General features: G+C 70.8%; 12 protein-coding genes. 8 read left to right on the top strand and 4 right to left on the bottom strand.

The features are described 5' to 3' along the window. Nucleotides 1-15: 15 nt before the first annotated feature. Both AWQ71_RS13810 and AWQ71_RS13805 read right to left on the bottom strand, forming a co-directional pair. Nucleotides 16-951, bottom strand: coding sequence for a metal ABC transporter solute-binding protein, Zn/Mn family (locus AWQ71_RS13810; RefSeq protein WP_157570340.1), 936 nt, complete (start codon nucleotides 949-951; stop codon nucleotides 16-18). Nucleotides 952-1,064: 113 nt separating this feature from the next. Continuing rightward, nucleotides 1,065-1,526, bottom strand: a complete 462-nt coding sequence (locus AWQ71_RS13805; protein WP_084258865.1) for a DUF6703 family protein — start codon at nucleotides 1,524-1,526, stop codon at nucleotides 1,065-1,067. Between the two features lie 70 nt (nucleotides 1,527-1,596). Between AWQ71_RS13805 and AWQ71_RS13800 the strand changes: the two genes are divergently transcribed. Next, a complete protein-coding gene (locus tag AWQ71_RS13800) occupies nucleotides 1,597-1,908 on the top strand; it encodes an antibiotic biosynthesis monooxygenase family protein (RefSeq protein ID WP_067132482.1) in 312 nt (103 codons plus the stop codon). Nucleotides 1,909-2,069: 161 nt separating this feature from the next. Beyond that, nucleotides 2,070-3,455, top strand: a complete 1,386-nt coding sequence (locus AWQ71_RS13795) for a glycine--tRNA ligase (protein ID WP_174550704.1) — start codon at nucleotides 2,070-2,072, stop codon at nucleotides 3,453-3,455. A 242-nt stretch (nucleotides 3,456-3,697) separates the two neighbouring features. Here AWQ71_RS13795 and AWQ71_RS13790 read toward each other — a convergent pair whose 3' ends face one another. Further along, nucleotides 3,698-5,194 (bottom strand): alpha/beta hydrolase, encoded by a 1,497-nt coding sequence (locus tag AWQ71_RS13790; RefSeq protein ID WP_067132479.1) that lies wholly within the window; start codon nucleotides 5,192-5,194, stop codon nucleotides 3,698-3,700. A 372-nt stretch (nucleotides 5,195-5,566) separates the two neighbouring features. On the opposite strand from AWQ71_RS13790, the gene ppdK reads away from it, so the two are divergent. The 3 genes from ppdK (at nucleotide 5,567) to AWQ71_RS13775 (ending at nucleotide 10,969) form a co-directional block, all read left to right on the top strand. Beyond that, nucleotides 5,567-8,203 carry a pyruvate, phosphate dikinase gene (ppdK, locus tag AWQ71_RS13785; protein WP_067132476.1) on the top strand — a complete coding sequence of 879 codons (2,637 nt, stop codon included), beginning with the start codon at nucleotides 5,567-5,569 and terminating at the stop codon, nucleotides 8,201-8,203. A gap of 156 nt (nucleotides 8,204-8,359) precedes the next feature. Continuing rightward, nucleotides 8,360-9,631 (top strand): deoxyguanosinetriphosphate triphosphohydrolase, encoded by a 1,272-nt coding sequence (locus AWQ71_RS13780; protein WP_067132473.1) that lies wholly within the window; start codon nucleotides 8,360-8,362, stop codon nucleotides 9,629-9,631. A 111-nt stretch (nucleotides 9,632-9,742) separates the two neighbouring features. Beyond that, entirely contained in the window at nucleotides 9,743-10,969 is a 1,227-nt protein-coding gene (locus tag AWQ71_RS13775) for an NAD(P)/FAD-dependent oxidoreductase (protein ID WP_067132471.1), read from the top strand. Between the two features lie 72 nt (nucleotides 10,970-11,041). Here the strand turns inward: AWQ71_RS13775 and AWQ71_RS40135 are convergent, their stop codons facing one another. Continuing rightward, the gene (locus AWQ71_RS40135; RefSeq protein ID WP_084258864.1) at nucleotides 11,042-11,971 is read right to left on the bottom strand and encodes a M23 family metallopeptidase; all 930 of its coding nucleotides are present in this window, start codon (nucleotides 11,969-11,971) and stop codon (nucleotides 11,042-11,044) included. Between the two features lie 139 nt (nucleotides 11,972-12,110). Here AWQ71_RS40135 and dnaG point away from each other — a divergent pair, with 139 nt between their 5' ends. The 3 genes from dnaG (at nucleotide 12,111) to AWQ71_RS13755 (ending at nucleotide 17,244) form a co-directional block, all read left to right on the top strand. Continuing rightward, complete coding sequence (dnaG, locus tag AWQ71_RS13765; protein ID WP_067132468.1) at nucleotides 12,111-14,123, top strand: DNA primase; 2,013 nt, start codon at nucleotides 12,111-12,113, stop codon at nucleotides 14,121-14,123. 178 nt (nucleotides 14,124-14,301) lie between these two features. After that, the gene (gene rpoD, locus AWQ71_RS13760; RefSeq protein WP_245658273.1) at nucleotides 14,302-15,405 is read left to right on the top strand and encodes an RNA polymerase sigma factor RpoD; all 1,104 of its coding nucleotides are present in this window, start codon (nucleotides 14,302-14,304) and stop codon (nucleotides 15,403-15,405) included. 594 nt (nucleotides 15,406-15,999) lie between these two features. Continuing rightward, the gene (locus AWQ71_RS13755; protein WP_067132462.1) at nucleotides 16,000-17,244 is read left to right on the top strand and encodes an MGH1-like glycoside hydrolase domain-containing protein; all 1,245 of its coding nucleotides are present in this window, start codon (nucleotides 16,000-16,002) and stop codon (nucleotides 17,242-17,244) included. Nucleotides 17,245-17,275: the final 31 nt, after the last annotated feature.

Here is a 17,275-nt window from a genome sequence, read left to right as displayed (position 1 = left end):
GCACTCACCGCACGCTCACCCTTCCGTCGTGGGGCATTCCAGGGCCTTCCTCAGGGCTTCCAGGTTCTGCTTGGCCGCGGAGAGGTAGTCACCGCCATCGGGCTCGCTCTCGATGGGGTTGAGCACGGCGGTCTTGGCGCCGACCTCCTTGGCCAGGATCTCGGCCACCTTGGGGCTGACGAGTTCCTCGGTGAAAATGGTAGTCACATTCTCTCGCTTGGCGACGTCGGCCACCTGCGCGAGGCGTGTGGGGGAGGGCTCGGCGTCCGGGTCGAGGCCGCTGACCGCGATCTGCTCCAGGCCGTACCGCGCGGCCAGATAGCCGAAGGCGCTGTGGCTGGTCACGATCGCCTTCTTGCCGCACCCGGTCAGGCCGGTCCGGTACGCCTCGTCCAGCTTGTTCAGCTCGGCGGCCGTGGTGGCGGCGCGCTGCCGGTACGCCGCGGCGTGGGCGGGGTCGGCCTCGGCCAGCCGCTCGCCGAGCTTGCCGGCGACGGTGGCGAGCCGGCTCGGGTCGAGCCAGATGTGCGGGTCGTAGGAGACGCCGGAGCGCCCGTGCTCCCCGTGCTCGTCGTGCCCTTCCTCCCCGGCCGTCGCGGGCAGGGTGGCCACGGCGGAGGCGGCGTCGAACGCCTTGGCGGACGCGTGCCCCTCGACCGCCTCGTCCACCGCCGGCTGGACGCCCTTGATGTAGACGACGAGCGAGGAGTCCTGGATGTCGGCGACCTGGCGCGCGGTCAGCTCCAGGTCGTGCGGCTCGGTGCCGGGCTTGGTGAGGCCGGCGACGGACACGTCCGGCCCGCCCACCTGCTGCGAGATCCACTGGAGCGGATAGAAGGCGGCCATCACCGCGGGCTTGCCGTCGCCGGTGGCGGCGCCTCCGGAGCCGCAGGCCGCGGCGGTGGCGGTGGTGGCGCTCAGCAGGGCGCCGGTGAGGACGAGAGAGCGCATACGGGACATCACGCCACAAGTATCCGGCAAAATGAAAACCATTGTCAAAACCGACAGTGTGCGTCGAACCGGTTCAGGGCACCTCCGAGCGCCCTGAACCAGGGCGGCCGCTGTCAGAACAGGCCGAAACGGGTGGCTGTGAGCAGGGCGAGGAAGGTGACCAGCGCCACCCGCAGCAGGCGCGCGCCCGGGCGCAGCGACGGCCACGACATGTACGCGAGCCACAGCACGAACGCCAGCACCGGCAGCACCGCCAGTCCGCCGCGCCAGTCGGCCACCACGACGCCGGTCAGCATCAGGACGACCATGACGACCGGGACCACCCAGCGCGGGAGCTGGAAGAGGAACACCAGCGCCGTCGCGCTCCTGGTCTCCACCGCCCGCCGCAGGCCGGTCGCGCCCGGCGTGAAGAACTGTTCGCCCGGCGGGAGCGGACGCCCGGCCCCCTTGCCCCCCGGCCGTCCCGGACCGCGTCCCCCGACGCGCGCCGGATCGCCGGCCGGCTTCCTGGCCAGGGGATGCGCCGGAACCTTCGGCGCGCCCGGCCCCTTGTCCTGCCCTGTGTCACCTGCCACGTGCCGAGCCTAGTCACGCGCGCCGCCCCGGCGCACCCGCTCACCGCCGACCGCGTGGGATGCTGGGCCCATGCTCGCCCTGATCCGTTACGCCGTGCCCGCCGCGCAAGCGGACGAGTTCGTCGCGCAGGCCCGCGACATCCTCGACCTGTTCGCCGCCCAGCCCGGATATCTGCGCGGCCAGCTCGGCAGGTCCGTCGACGAGCCCGATCTGTGGGCTCTGGTCAGCGAGTGGGAGGGCGCCGGCTTCTACCGCCGGGCGCTGGGCGCCGCCCGGATGGCGATGTATCCGCTGATGACCCTGATGATCAACGAGCCGAGCGCGTTCGAACCGGTGGACGCGTCCCCGGCCGCCCCGTCGGCGGTGCTCGATCAGACCTGAGCGAGCTATGAGCGAGCCGGGCCGAGGTTCCCCTAAGCTTGGAGGAGATCGAGCAGGTAGCGGGCGCGATTTCCGCCCGGGCGACGACAGGCCCGTCGGCGCGGCCCCGCACATGCGCGCACGATCCCAACCCGACACCCAGCCGGATGGAGTTCTCACCAATGGCACGTCGCACCGACGTCATGGAAACGATCGTCAGCCTCTCCAAGCGCCGCGGGCTCGTCTACCCGTCGAGCGAGATCTACGGAGGCCTGCGCGCGTCGTGGGACTACGGGCCGCTCGGTGTCGAGCTGAAGAACAACGTCAAGCGCGAGTGGTGGAAGGCCGTGGTGCAGGGCCGCGACGACGTCGTCGGCCTCGACTCCTGCGTCATCCTCGCGCCTGAGGTGTGGCAGGCCAGCGGCCACGTGGAGACCTTCAGCGACCCGCTGACCGAGTGCCAGTCCTGCCACAAGCGCTACCGCGCCGACCACCTCGTCGAGGCGTACGAGGAGAAGCACGGCAAGGCGCCCGCGGGCGGCCTCGCGGACATCACCTGCCCCAACTGCGGCAACAAGGGCGCGTTCACCGAGCCCCGGCAGTTCAGCGGCCTGCTGAAGACGTACCTCGGCCCGGTGGAGGACGAGTCCGGCCTGGCCTATCTCCGCCCGGAGACCGCGCAGGGCATCTTCATCAACTACCTCAACGTGCAGCAGTCGGCACGCAGGAAGATCCCGTTCGGCATCGGCCAGATCGGCAAGTCGTTCCGCAACGAGATCACGCCGGGCAACTTCATCTTCCGCACCCGCGAGTTCGAGCAGATGGAGATGGAGTTCTTCGTCAAGCCGGGCACCGACGAGGAGTGGCACCAGTACTGGATCGACGAGCGCCTGCGCTGGTACGTCGACCTCGGCATCAACAAGGACAACATCCGGCTCTACGAGCACCCGAAGGAGAAGTTGTCCCACTACTCCAAGCGCACGGTGGACATCGAGTACCGCTTCAACTTCACCGGCTCTGAGTGGGGCGAGCTGGAGGGCATCGCCAACCGCACCGACTTCGACCTCACCGCGCACGGCAAGGCGTCCGGCACCGACCTGTCGTTCTTCGAGCAGGATTCCGGCGAGCGCTTCGTGCCGTACGTGATCGAGCCGGCGGCCGGTGTGGACCGGGCGACGCTGACCTTCCTGCTCGACGCGTACACGGTGGACGAGGCGCCCAACTCCAAGGGCGTCATGGAGGAGCGGACCGTCATGCGCCTCGACCACCGGCTGGCGCCGGTCAAGGTCGCGGTGCTGCCGCTCTCGCGCAACGCCGACCTGTCGCCGAAGGCGCGTGACCTCGCCGCCCAGCTCCGCCGCCGCTGGAACGTCGACTTCGACGACGCGGGTGCCATCGGCCGCCGCTACCGCCGCCAGGACGAGATCGGCACGCCGTTCGCGATCACGGTGGACTTCGACACCCTGGAGGACAACGCGGTGACCATCCGCGAGCGCGACTCCATGGCGCAGCAGCGGGTCTCCATCGACCAGGTCGAGTCCTACCTCCGGACGCACCTCAACGACTGAGTGCCCGCCCCGCCGCCCGTGAAGAGCGGGCGCGGGGCGACATCGGAGCAGGGAAGAGCACCCGCCGGCCCGTCCGGCGGGTGCTTTTCCGTGTGCGGACCGCCGCACCTGGGCCGCGGGATCGGCGGGCTGGTCGAGGGTTCCCGGACACCGCGTCCCGGGTCTCATGCGGAAGCCGCCCCCGGGGGCTGTCCCCGGGGGCGGCTTCGGTCGTATCGGCGGCGGTTCAGGTCAGGATCAGGTCAGCCGCAGATCAGGCCCTTGGGCGGGACCTTCCCCTGCAGCAGGTAGGAGTTGACGGCGTTGTCCACGCACGGGTTGTTCTGCCCGTAGGCGCCGTGTCCCTCGCCCTTCAGCGTCACCAGGACGGCGCTGCGCAGCTGCTGGGTCAGCCTCGGCGCCCACTCGTACGGCGTGGCGGGGTCGTGGGTCACGCCGACGACCACGATCGGATTGGCTCCGGACGCGTCGATGTGCCGGTTGGTGTCCTCACCCGGGACGGGCCACACGCTGCAGATGGCCGAGCTGGCCGCGGTGATGGCGAAGATGGGCGACTGGTCCTTGAGCTCGCGCGCCACCTTCTCCGCGTCCTCGACGTTCGGCCGCTCGGTGGTGTCCGCGCACAGGATGGCGGGCAGTGACATCTGCAGGGTCGAGTACGTCCCGTCGGGTTGGCGCCCGCCGTACTGGTCGGCGAGGGCCAGCAGCCCGGCCATGTTGCCCCTCATCCCCTGCTCCAGGGCCTCGGTGAGCAGCGGCCAGGCCATCTGGCTGTAGAGCGCCTGGGCGACGGCGGTCCTGGCCACGGTGGCGGTGACCTCGCGGTCGCCCGACTTGGCGGGGCGCGCCTGCAGGCCGTCGATGAGCTTGAGCACGGCCGCGTTCGCCGCCGCGGTGGTCTTGCCGAGCGGGCACCCGTGCGGCTGCTTCACGCAGGCGGTGAGGTAGTTCTCGTACGCCTTCTGGAAGCCCTTGATCTGGGTGCGGGCCGTATCCAGCATCCCCACGGACGGGTCGAGCGCGGAGTCGAGCACCATGCGGCCCGTGTGCTTGGGGAACTGCGTCGCGTAGAGGGCGCCCAGGTGGGTGCCGTAGGAGAAGCCGAGGTAGTTCAGGCGCTCGTCGCCGAGCGCGGCGCGCATGACCTCCATGTCCCGCGCCGCGTTGAGGGTGCCGACGTACGGCAGGACGTGCCCGGCGTTCTGCTCGCAGGCCTTGGCGAACTGGGTGAGCAGGTGGGTCTCCTCGACGGTGTCGGAGCTCGGCTCGCGGGCGAGGTACCGCTCCAGCTCGGCGCTGTTCAGGCACCTGATCCCGCTGCTGCGGTCCACCCCGCGGGGGTCGAAGCTGACCAGGTCGTAGCGCTTGTTGAGCGTGGAGAAGGCGCCCGCGGCGTCGAGCAGGGTGGACACGCCGGAGCCGCCGGGCCCGCCGAAGTTGAAGACGAGCGAGCCGATCCGGTTCTTCTTGTCGGTGGCGGGGCGGCGGACGAGGGCGATGCCGATCGCCTCGCCGGACGGCTTCGCGTAGTCGAGCGGCACTTTCAGCGTGGCGCACTGGAAGCCCGCGGAGGAGGGCACTCCCTCGCACGCCCCCCACTTGAGGGACTGCGGGGACGGGTCGATGGTGGAGACGCCGTCCACCCGCGTGGGGGAGATCTCGGTCCGGCCGGCCCCACAGCTCATCACGGCGAGTGCTACGACCCCCGAGATAGCGATATGCCGGAACTTTCGTGACATGCAAACACCCTCCGCTACAGATCATCTTTGGAGGGGTGGATCAATCCTAGGCCCCGTGGCTCCGGTGTTCCCGTTACCCGGCCGCCGTGTCCCGTCTCCGAAAGCCGTACGCCACTGGAAGGTGTAATGGTCTACACCAATTAACGCGAGATGAATGATCTCCAATGTCGGATGGAATTGGTTTACACCACTCTTTGGCGATCCGAGAAAAATGCTCATTTTTAATCTAGGGTGGAGTGGATTAGACCTCCGTGTGCCCGTCTAGCTGGGTAAACACGATATCTCGTGAGTGGTGATGTTTCGTCGGGTTGTTGCTCGGTACAGTGCGAATGCGGACGGACCCGTGTAATTGAAGTGGCCGAAGGAGCTCGCGTGCGCAAGTTTGTTTATGACTTCACCGAGGGCAACAAGGATCTCAAGGATCTTCTCGGTGGAAAGGGTGCCAATCTTGCGGAAATGACCAATCTCGGTCTCCCGGTCCCCCCGGGATTCACGATCACCACCGACGCCTGCCGGCACTACCTCGCGGAGGGCGACGTCCCCGACGGTCTCGCCGCCGAGATCGCCGTCCACCTCGAGGCGCTGGAGACGAGGATGGGCAAGCGCCTCGGCGACGCCGCCGACCCGCTGCTCGTCAGCGTCCGGTCGGGCGCCAAGTTCTCCATGCCCGGCATGATGGAGACCGTCCTCAACATCGGCCTCAACGACGCCTCGGTGCTCGGGCTGGCCAAGCAGTCCGGCAACGAGCGCTTCGCGTGGGACTCCTACCGCCGGCTGATCCAGATGTTCGGCAAGACCGTCCTCGACATCGAGGGCGAGCTGTTCGAGGCCGCGCTCGACGAGCTGAAGGGCTCCCGCCAGGACACCGACCTCGACGCGGGCGACCTCCAGCGCCTCGTCGAGACGTACAAGGGGATCGTCCGGGAGCAGAAGGGGCGGGAGTTCCCCTCGGACCCGCGCGAGCAGATGGAGCTGGCGATCAGGGCCGTCTTCGACTCGTGGAACGCGCCGCGGGCCGTCCTCTACCGGCGGCAGGAGCGCATCCCGGCCGAGCTCGGCACGGCCGTCAACGTCGTCGCGATGGTCTTCGGCAACATCGGGATGGACTCGGGCACCGGCGTCGCCTTCACCCGCGACCCCGGTTCCGGCCACCAGGGCGTGTACGGCGACTACCTGCAGAACGCGCAGGGCGAGGACGTGGTGGCCGGCATCCGCAACACCGTGCCGCTGCAGGAGCTGGAACGGATCGACCCCGCCTCCTACCGTCAGCTGCTCGACATCATGAGCACGCTGGAGAACCACTACCGCGACCTGTGCGACATCGAGTTCACCATCGAGCGCGGCAAGCTCTGGATGCTGCAGACCCGGGTCGGCAAGCGTACGGCGGGCGCGGCCTTCTGCATCGCCGCGCAGCTCGTGGACGAGGGCCTGATCGACATGGACGAGGCGGTCAGCCGCGTCTCCGGCCACCAGCTCGCGCAGCTCATGTTCCCGCGCTTCTCCGCCACCGCCGACAACACCCGGCTCACCACGGGCATGAACGCCTCGCCCGGCGCCGCCGTGGGCAAGGCCGTCTTCACCTCGGCCAAGGCCGTCGAGCTGGCGGGCCGGGGCGAGCCGGTCATCCTCGTCCGGCGGGAGACCAACCCGGACGACCTGGCCGGGATGATCGCCGCCCAGGGCGTGCTCACCTCGCGCGGCGGCAAGACCTCACACGCGGCCGTGGTCGCCCGCGGCATGGGCAAGACCTGCGTGTGCGGCGCCGAGGAACTGGTCGTGGACACGCGCGCCGGCCGCTGCACCGCTCCCGGTGGCGTCGTCGTCAGCGAGGGCGACGTGATCTCGATCGACGGCGGCACCGGCGCCGTCTACCTGGGCGAGGTGCCCGTGGTGGCCTCACCGGTGATGGAGTACTTCGACGGCGGCCCGGCCGAGGACGAGCTGGTCGTCGCGGTGGACCGGATCATGCGGCACGCCGACGCCGTACGGCGCCTCGCCGTACGGGCCAACGCCGACACGCCGGAGGACGCCGCCCGCGCCCGCGCGTTCGGCGCCCAGGGCATCGGGCTGTGCCGTACGGAGCACATGTTCCTCGGCGACCGGCGCAAGCTGGTCGAGGACCTGATCCTGGCCTCCACCGGCGAGGAGCGGCAGGCGGCGCTGGACGCGCTCGAACCGCTGCAGAAGGCCGACTTCGCCGGCATCTTCGCGGCGATGGACGGCCTGCCGGTCACCATCCGGCTCATCGACCCGCCGCTGCACGAGTTCCTGCCCGACTACACCGAGCTGGCCGTCAAGGTCGCGCTCGCCGGAGACGCGGCCGACGAGAAGGACCGCAGGCTGCTCGACGCGGTCAAGCGGCTGCACGAGCAGAACCCGATGCTCGGCCTGCGCGGCGTGCGGCTCGGCCTGGTCATCCCCGGCCTGTTCGCGATGCAGGTACGCGCGATCGCCGACGCTGCCAAGGAGAGCGCCGACCCCCGGGCCGAGATCATGATCCCGCTGGTGGGCGCGGTGCAGGAGCTGGAGAGCGTACGCGAGGAGGCGCTGCGCATCCTCGCCGACAAGGGCGTGGACGCGATGGTCGGCACGATGATCGAGGTGCCGCGGGCGGCGCTGACCGCCGGTCAGATCGCCGAGGCGGCCGAGTTCTTCTCGTTCGGCACCAACGACCTCACCCAGATGACCTGGGCCTTCTCGCGGGACGACGTGGAGAGCGCGTTCTTCGGCAAGTACCTGGACCTCGGCATCTTCGGCGTCTCTCCGTTCGAGTCGATCGACCGGGACGGCGTCGGCCGCCTGATGCGGATCGCGGTGGAGGAGGGCCGGCGCACCCGTCCGGACCTCAAGATCGGCATCTGCGGCGAGCACGGAGGCGACCCGGCGTCGGTGCACTTCTGCCACGAGATCGGCCTCGACTACGTGTCGTGCTCGCCGTTCCGGGTCGCGGTGGCCCGGCTGGAGGCGGGGCGCGCGGCGCTCGCCTCCGACGGCTCCGACACCCGCTGAAGCCGCCCGCCCGCGCCCGGTGCGGTGGAGCGCGGGCGGGTCTGTGCGGGCCCTCGAATGGCCTTCGGTCATTGAGAGTTTCTGGGGTATTTGTCGTGAAATGAGGTCCAAAGGGGTACTGTCCTCCTTCCCCGATACGTCGGGGAAGGAGGACAGATGATCCGCTACGACGAGCACGACCAGGCACGATGGGTGCCCGAACCTCCGGGCAACCCCGAACGTGGCGCCTTCGAGCGCGACCGGGCCAGGGTCATGCACAGCGCCTCCCTCCGCCGGCTCGCCGCCAAGACCCAGGTGGTGACGCCGTCCGATCACAGCCTGCACAGCAACCGCACCCGGCTCACCCACTCCCTCGAATGCGCCCAGATCGGCAGGGAGATGGGCAAGCTCCTCGGCCGCGACCCCGACCTCGTCGAGACCGCCTGCCTCGCCCACGACCTCGGGCACCCGCCGTTCGGCCACAACGGCGAGGCCGCGCTGAACGAGGTGGCCGCCCCCTGCGGCGGCTTCCAGGGCAACGCGCAGAACCTGCGGCTGCTCACCCGGCTGGAGGCCAAGGTCCTCACCGAGGACGGCCGCAGCGCCGGCCTCAACCTCACCAGGGCTGCGCTCGACGCCGTCTGCAAGTACCCCTGGACGAGCGGCTCCCACCGCGTCCCCGGCCTTCCCCACGCCCGCGACGACGGGCCGTACTGCGTCTATCCGGAGGAGGCGGAGGTCTTCGCCTGGGTGAGGGAGGGCAGCCCCGGCTACCGGGTCAGCTTCGAGGCGCAGATCATGGACTGGGCCGACGACGTCGCCTACTCCGTCCACGACCTGGAGGACGCGCTGCACTGCGGCCACGTCACCCCCGAGGCGCTGCGCGACCCCGAGGAGCGGCTGGAGGTCTGCCGCCAGACCCGGCAGTGGTACGCCCCGGACGCCGACGTCGCCGAGCTGACCGACACGTTCGCCCGGCTGGTCGCCGACCCGGTCTGGCCCGCCGGCTTCGCCGGTCCGTTCGTCGGCGGCATCGACGACCTCGCCGCGCTCAAGCGCCTCACCAGCTCGCTCATCGGCCGCTTCTGCCGGTCGGCCCAGGACGCCACCCGCGAGGCGTACGCGTACGCGGAACCGCCGGCCGGGCGGCACACGGCGGACCTCGTCGTCCCCAGGACCACGCGCCTCGAGTGCGCCCTGCTCAAGGGCGTCACCGCGCACTACGTGATGTCCCGCGCGGCGCACCACGCGGCCCAGGCGCGGCAGCGGGAGCTGATCGCCGAGCTGGCCGCGCTGATCTGGGCGGGCGCGCCCGCCACGCTCGAACCCGCGCTGCGTCCCGCCTTCGAGCGCGCCGCCGACGACGCCGGCCGGCTACGCGCCGTGGTCGACCAGATCGCGTCGCTGACCGACGTCTCCGCCGTCGCCTGGCACCGGCGCCTGGCCTGACGAGGAATCCGGACGCCGTTCCCGGGCACCTGGTACCCGTCCGGCGCGTTCCGGTCGACTCGGGCGGAGCGCGGGCGGATACTGCGCGAAAGCCGGGAGTGAGAGGTGCAGATGTCGACGTACGCGATAGTGGGGGCGGGCCTGGCGGGGGCGAAGGCGGCCCAGACGCTCCGCGAGGAGGGCTTCACCGGCGAGATCGTGCTGATCGGGGCCGAACAGGAGCGCCCCTACGAGCGGCCCCCGCTCTCCAAGGGCTACCTGCAGGGGACCACCGAGGTGGCGAAGGTCTACGTCCACGAACCGGACTGGTACGCCGAGCACGACGTGCGGCTGCTGCTGGGCGTGGCCGTCACCGCCGTCGACCCCGCGGCGCACGAGCTCCACCTCGCCACCGGGCAGCGCCAGCCGTACGACAAGCTGCTGCTCGCCACCGGGGCGACGCCGCGCCCGCTCCCGGTCGAGGGCGCGGACCTGGAGGGCGTCCACTACCTGCGCACGCTCGCCGACAGCCAGGCACTGCGCGCCGCGTTCGCCCACCAGGGGAACGTCGTCGTCATCGGCGGCGGCTGGATCGGGCTGGAGACCGCCGCGGCGGCCCGCCAGGCGGGTTGTGCGGTGACGATCGTCGAGCCCGACCCGGCACCGCTCTACCGGACCTTCGGCCCCGAGATCGGGGAGATCTTCGCCGCGCTGCACCGCCGGCACGGTGTGGAGGTGCTGCTCGGCGCCTCCGCCGCCCGCCTGGAGGGCCCCGGGCACGTCCGCACGGTGGTCACCTCGGACGGCCGCTCGCTGCCCGCCGACGACGTGGTCGTGGGCATCGGCGTCGCCCCGAACCACGAGCTGGCCAGCCGCGCCGGGCTGGAGGTGGCCGACGGCATCGTCGCGGACGCCTCCCTGCGCACCTCGCACCCCGACATCTACGCCGCCGGCGACGTCGCCGAGGCGATGAACCCCCTGCTCGGCCGCCGCGTACGGGTCGAGCACTGGGCCAACGCGCTGAACGGCGGCCCGGCCGCGGCCCGGGCCATGCTCGGTCAGGACGTGGTGTACGACCGCGTGCCGTACTTCTTCACCGACCAGTTCGAGCTGGGGATGGAGTTCTCCGGCGACATCGCCGGCCACGACCGGGTGGTCTACCGGGGGTCCGCGGAGAGCCTGGAGTTCATCGCCTTCTGGCTGCGGGAGGACCGGGTCCTCGCCGGGATGAACGTCAACGTCTGGGACGTGACCGGCGACATCCAGGCACTCGTACAGGCGGGGCAGCGGGGCGCCGCCGTGGACCCGGCCCGGCTTGTCGACCCCGGTGTCCCGCTCGGCGACCTCCTGCCGCGCTGACCTCTTTTCGCGCTGATCTTTTCGCGCCCGGCCCCGCCCTTCCATGCGGCCGGGCGCGCGGGCCGTGCGGATCTACCCCGGGGTGACCATGGTCGGCTCGTCCTCGGGTTGGTTCTGCCGCCTGACACTGGCCCGTGTCTTCGTGGTCGTGTCGGCCTTCTCGGCCTTCTCGACCGCGCCGCTCTTCGTCGTGGGGGGCGTCTTCGCGGTGCACAGCCGGTCGCAGGCGGGTAGCTTGCCCACCCGCTTGCGCAGCGCGAACACGGCCTTCTTCGGGGAGAGCGTCCGGTTGCCGTCGTACCAGGCGTCGAGGTAGTCCCACGGCTCGACCATGCCGCGCCTGATCCACCAGTACTCCGGCGGGACCGGCCAGGAGATCGCGAAGTAGAGGTTGCTGGCGGTGTCGCGGGCGTTCCCGGAGTTGCCCAGGCGGCCGAGCCGCTGGCCCGCCTTCACCGTGGCGCCCGGCCGCACGTCCGGCTCGATCGAGTCGAGGTGGCCGCCCAGGTAGACCACGCCGTCCTCGCCGAGGACCGTCACGTACCGGCCCTCGCGGTCCTGGCCGCGGTCCGTGGACGGGACCCACCGGTTCTGCACGTTGACCTCGCGGACCACGCCGTTCACCGGCGAGACGAACGCGCAGCCCTTGCCCGCCCAGATCACGGTCTTGGGCAGCACGAGAAGCTGCCGCGCGTACGACACCCGGCACCCCTTGACCGGGAACGCGTACGTGTAGGCCGACACCTTGGGCGGCGGGAGCCGTACAGGGTCGGGGGCGGGGGGCGGGACGACGGAGCGCATGTGGTCGCTGTCGCCGACGGCGCCCCCTCCCTTCGAGGCGGCGACGGCGCCACCCGAGGTTTCGGGGGGCGGCTCCTCGGCGCGGGGCACGGACGGCAATGAGCTCACTCCGGCGACCCCGGCCGGCGCTCCGCAGGCGGCGGTCAGTCCGGCGACGGCCATGGCGGCGGCCGCGACGGCGGCCAGTCTGCCCGATCGCATGATCTCCACCCGCTCGACGTTAGCGAGATCCGACCGTTCCTTTGTAACTGACGCGGATTTCGGTCACGACCCGTTACCGAGATTCGGTCCTGGGACACCCACGCCCAAGACCTCCCTTCCAGGGCCTAAACTCGCGAGCGTGGCAGGGCGTAGCGGTGCAGGGCGGATCAGCGACGAGGACATCGCGCTCGTGCGGGAGCGCTCACCGATCGCCGACGTGGTGGGGGAGCACATCCAGCTCCGGAACGCGGGCGGCGGCAACCTGAAGGGGCTGTGCCCCTTCCATGACGAGAAGTCCCCGTCGTTCAACGTGACGCCCGCGCGCGGCTACTACTACTGCTTCGGCTGCGCCGAGGGCGGCGACGTCATCACGTTCGTCCGGAAGATCGAGAATCTGACCTTCTCCGAGGCCGTCGAGCGCCTGGCGCAGCGCGCCGGGATCCAGCTCCGGTACGAGGAGGGCGGCTACGTCCCCGGGCGCGAGCAGGGTGAGCGGGTCCGGCTGATCGAGGCGCACCGCGCCGCGGCCGAGTTCTACGCCGAGCAGCTCGCCACGCCGGACGCCGCGCCGGGCCGGCGGTTCCTGTCCGAGCGCGGCTTCGAGCGGGTGGACGCCGAGCGGTTCGGCGTCGGGTACGCGCCCGCCGGGTGGGAGGCGCTGTCCCGGCACCTGATGGCCCGCGGCTTCACGTCGCAGGAGCTGATCAAGGGCGGCCTGGTCCGGGAGGGCCGCCGAGGACCGATCGACCGGTTCCGCGGCCGGCTGGTCTGGCCGATCAGGGACATCACCGGCGACGTCATCGGCTTCGGCGCGCGCAAGCTGCTCGACTCCGACGACGGTCCGAAATACCTCAACACGCCCGAGAGCCCGATCTACCACAAGAGCTCCGTGCTGTACGGCGTGGACCTCGCCAAGCGGGAGATCGCCCGCCGCTCGCAGGCGGTCATCGTCGAGGGCTACACCGACGTCATGGCCTGCCATCTGGCCGGGGTGCCGACAGCGGTGGCGACCTGTGGCACGTCCTTCGGGGAGGAGCACATCAAGGTCCTGCGGCGGCTGCTGCTCGACCAGGCCGAGTTCCGCGGCGAGGTGATCTTCACCTTCGACGGCGACTCCGCCGGGCAGAAGGCCGCGCTCCGGGCGTTCCAGGACGAGCAGAAGTTCGTCACCCAGACGTTCGTCGCCGTGCAGCCCGACGGGCTCGACCCGTGCGACCTGCGGCTGAAGCACGGCGACGCCGCCGTCCGCGACCTGATCGCGAGCCGTGAGCCGCTGTTCGCCTTCGCCATCCGCAGCGTCATCTCCCGCTACGACCTGACGACCAACGAGGGGCGGCTCGGCGCGCTCGACGCCGCCGCCCCCGTCATCGCCTCGATCAAGGACCCCGGGCTGCGCAAGACGTACGTCGTGGACCTGGACCGCTGGCTCGGCTTCATGGACGAGGGGTTCGTGATCCAGCGGGTCCAGCAGGCGATCGGCCAGGGCGGCCCGGGTGGCCAGGGGGGCCAGGGCGGCGACCGCGGCCGGAACGGGCACCAGGACCAGCCCGGCCCGTACGGCCGGCAGCAGGGGTCGCAGCAGTACGGCCGGCGGCAGGGCCGCCCGTACGGCGGGCCGGACGAGGGGCGCTACGGCGGCCCCGCCCAGGGACGCGCGACGGCGCAGGAACCGCGGGAGAAGGCCGATCCGGTCGCGATGCTGGAGGCGGAGGCCCTGAAGCTCGCCGTCCAGCGGCCCGCCCTGCTCGGCCCCGAGTTCGACGCCCTCGGCGGCGAGGCGTTCACCCGCCCCGAGCACGCCGCGCTGTACGGCGTGATCGTGGCGGTGGGCGGCACGGTCGCCGGCGGCCCCGGCGGGCAGGAGTGGGTCGAGCGCCTGCTCGCGGCGGCCGGTGACGAGCTGCGGCCCGCGCTCACCCGGTTCGCGGTCGAGGAGCCGCGCGTCGAGACGGGCGGCGAGGAGCGGTACGCCGCGGCCGTGCTCGCCCGGCTGCTGGAGACGGCGGTGGGCCGGTCGGTCGCGCAGATCAAGTCGCGGCTCCAGCGGCTCAACCCGGTGGAGGAGCAGCAGGAGTACAACCGGCTCTTCGGCGAACTGGTCGCGCTGGAACAGCAGCGGCGGGTGTTGCGTGAGCGCGCCGCCGGGGCATGAATTACTTTCCTTTCCAATCTCAACAACCGGCAAACGCCGATTTAGATTGCGATCGGGTATTGACTTCTGCCTTACCTTGGGTGACAAAAATAGGCCTGCCGCTTTGTGGTGCTCATACCGCAGACTGTGATGCGTGGGTGCATCGGTGCTACCAAGTGGGCCGCCATCGGTAGACCAGGTGGCGGACCTCGTTGCGAAGGGAAGGGAACGCGGCAGCGTCACGGTGGACGACGTGGCCGCCGCGCTCGACAGGTCCGAGCTTCCGTCTGACGCCTTGGAGCGCGTCGTGCGGATGCTCGCCGAGAACGGGGTCGAGGTCCTCGAACCCCAGGGTGACGACGAACCGGCCAAGGGGGAGGACGACGACGGCCGGCGCGCTCCGACCAGCGATCTTGTCCGCATCTACCTGCGGGAGATCGGCCGGGTTCCGCTGTTGACAGCCGAGGAGGAGGTCGAGCTCGCCAAGGCGATCGAGGCCGGACTGTTCGCCGAGGACAAGCTGTGTGACGGCTCGGCGGTGCGGCTCGGCCGCTTCGATCTTGAGGATCTGGTCTGGGAGGGGGTGCGTGCCAAGCAGCGCCTGATCGAGGCGAACCTGCGGCTCGTGGTTTCGATCGCCAAGCGTTATGTCGGTCGTGGAATGCTCTTTCTTGATCTCATCCAGGAAGGCAATCTCGGGCTGATCCGCGCGGTCGAGAAATTCGATTACGCCAAGGGATACAAGTTCTCGACCTACGCCACGTGGTGGATTCGCCAGGCGATCACCCGGGCCATCGCGGACCAGGCCAGGACGATCAGAATTCCGGTCCACATGGTCGAGACGATCAACAAATTGGTCCGGGTGCAGCGACAACTCCACCAGGACCTCGGCCGCGAGCCGGTGCCCGAGGAGATCGCGGCCGAGATGGACCTGCCGATCGACCGGGTGGTGGAGATCCAGCGGATCGCGCAGGAGCCGGTGTCGCTGCAGTCGCCCATCGGTGAGGAGGACTCCGACCTCGGCGACTTCATCGAGGACGGGGACGCGGTGGTGCCGATCGAGGCCGCCGCGTTCATCCTGCTGCAGGACCAGCTCGACGACATCCTCGCGACTCTCTCTGAGCGTGAGCAGCGGATCATCCAGCTCCGGTTCGGGCTGTCCGACGGCCACCCCCGCACGCTGGAGGAGGTCGGCCGGGAGTTCGGCGTGACCCGTGAGCGGATCCGCCAGATCGAGTCCAAGACGCTGGCCAAGCTGCGCCACCCGACCCGGGCCCAGATGCTCCGCGACTACCTCGAATAGCGCGTCGTACGCGCGCCCCCGGTCTCCGCCGGGCCAGGGCCGTTCGGCCCGGCCCGCCCGGCCGTCCGGGTGGCCGGACCCGTTGTCCGGCTCGATGCGCCGCGTGCGGGGCCGGTCTCCAGTACGTCCGGAGGCCGGCCCGCTCCGGAGAAGAGGCCAGGCGGCTGTGCCCGCGACCTGGTGCCGAACCCCGGCAGGCGGACGCCGGACACTCGGTGCGCCGCCGGCGCTCCGCGATGCGGACTATGCCGACATTAAGCATCAAATGCCGCATTCGCCATGTATGGGTTATATAACTCATCAATCCGGTGTGGCTACATGTCAAGAAAGTCAGTTAATATCCGTCATGCTTGATGCAGAGGGCATTTCACCCCGCTTCCGGGCTTCTTGGCGCGCACCGGTTCCGGCGGTGTGACCTGCCCTTCCGGGTGGCGGCGAAGGATCGGCCACGGCCTTCGCCGCCGCTCAGAGCGTCGCGTGGCGTGCGCCCCCGGCAGGCGGCGCGTGCGCCGGCCCCGGCGCACGCGAGCGACTGACGAATCCGGCCCCACCATATCCAGTGATTTTCCGGCTTTAGGGGATTAATCTGGATCGATGGAGGGGCGTCCTGCTGTTGACGACGCCGCGCTCGGGCGGGCCTCCCTGGCCGTTCTCGACGCGAACTGGACGGGTGTCTCCACCGTGCCCGCACCCGGCGTCTATCCCCATCAATGGAGCCTGGACTCGGCGTTCGTGGCGATCGGCCTCGCCCGGCACGACGCCGCGCGGGCCGGGCAGGAGCTGCTCTCGCTGCTCGCCGGCCAGTGGCGGACCGGGATGATCCCGCACATCGTCTTCCACCACGCCGGCGGTTACTTCCCCGGGCCGTCCATGTGGCGCTCGGCGGAGGCCCCGGACGCCCCGCTCGGCACGCACACCTCGGGCCTCACCCAGCCGCCCCTGCACGCGTACGCCGTCTGGCGGGTCTGGCGGCAGGCCGCCGACCGCGACCTCGCCGCCCGGTTCGTCCGGCTGGCCTGGCCGTCCCTCGTGGCCCAGCACGCGTACCTGGAGACCAGGGACGCCGGAGGGGCGGGGCTGGCCGCGATCGTCCACCCCTGGGAGTCCGGCATGGACGACAGCCCCGCCTGGGACGAGCCGCTGGCGGCGTCGCAGGCGGGCCGGTGCGGGGACGGCTACCACGACCGGTACTTCCGGCTCGCGGTGCTCTGCCGGGACCATGGCTACGCGGCGTCCTACTACCGGGACGAGCACCCGTTCGCGGTCGAGGACCCGCTGTTCAACGGCATCTGGCTGCTGTCCTGCGACGCGATGGCGCGGCTGGCGTCCGAGGTCGTCGGCGCCGACCCCGAGCCCTTCCTGGAGGCCGCCGCGCGGATCAGGGCCGCGCTGCTCGACCGGCTGTGGGACGGCGCCTTCTACGCCCGGGACGTCCGCGCCGGGCGGCTGGTCCCGGTCTGCACCGTCGGAGGCTTCGGTCCCATGCTCGACCCCGGGCTGCCCCGGCCCGTCGTCGAGGCGCTGACCGCACTCCTGGAGTCGGCCAGTTTCATGGGCGCGGCCGGATATCCCGTGCCGAGCTGCGACATCAGGGCGCCGGAGTTCGACCGCGGCCAGTATTGGCGCGGCCCGTCCTGGATCAGCACCAACTGGCTGCTCGCCCAGGCGGCCGCCGCGCACGGCCTCGACCGGCTGAGCGAGATCCTCGTCGCGAGCACGCTGCGGCTGGTCCGGCAGGGCGGGTTCCGCGAGTGCTTCGACCCCTTCGACGGCACCGGGCACGGGTGCCGGGACTTCTCCTGGTCGGCCGCGCTCACCCTCGATCTGCTCGGGAGATAGCCTGCCGCTGTAGCGATTGTTGCGATTGTCG

The organism is Microtetraspora malaysiensis, from assembly GCF_001528665.1.
GTDB lineage: Bacteria > Actinomycetota > Actinomycetes > Streptosporangiales > Streptosporangiaceae > Microtetraspora_A > Microtetraspora_A malaysiensis.
Note: the sequence above shows the minus strand (reverse complement) of the source record. Positions and strands in the feature narration are given on the sequence as shown.

Coding starts and splice junctions, on each gene's coding strand:
- AWQ71_RS13755 (WP_067132462.1), top strand. CDS start 16,000: ATGGAGGGGCGTCCTGCTGTTGACGACGCCGCGCTCGGGCGGGCCTCC.
- AWQ71_RS13780 (WP_067132473.1), top strand. CDS start 8,360: ATGATCCGCTACGACGAGCACGACCAGGCACGATGGGTGCCCGAACCT.
- AWQ71_RS13800 (WP_067132482.1), top strand. CDS start 1,597: ATGCTCGCCCTGATCCGTTACGCCGTGCCCGCCGCGCAAGCGGACGAG.
- AWQ71_RS13790 (WP_067132479.1), bottom strand. CDS start 5,194: ATGTCACGAAAGTTCCGGCATATCGCTATCTCGGGGGTCGTAGCACTC.
- AWQ71_RS40135 (WP_084258864.1), bottom strand. CDS start 11,971: ATGCGATCGGGCAGACTGGCCGCCGTCGCGGCCGCCGCCATGGCCGTC.
- AWQ71_RS13775 (WP_067132471.1), top strand. CDS start 9,743: ATGTCGACGTACGCGATAGTGGGGGCGGGCCTGGCGGGGGCGAAGGCG.
- AWQ71_RS13810 (WP_157570340.1), bottom strand. CDS start 951: ATGCGCTCTCTCGTCCTCACCGGCGCCCTGCTGAGCGCCACCACCGCC.
- AWQ71_RS13795 (WP_174550704.1), top strand. CDS start 2,070: ATGGCACGTCGCACCGACGTCATGGAAACGATCGTCAGCCTCTCCAAG.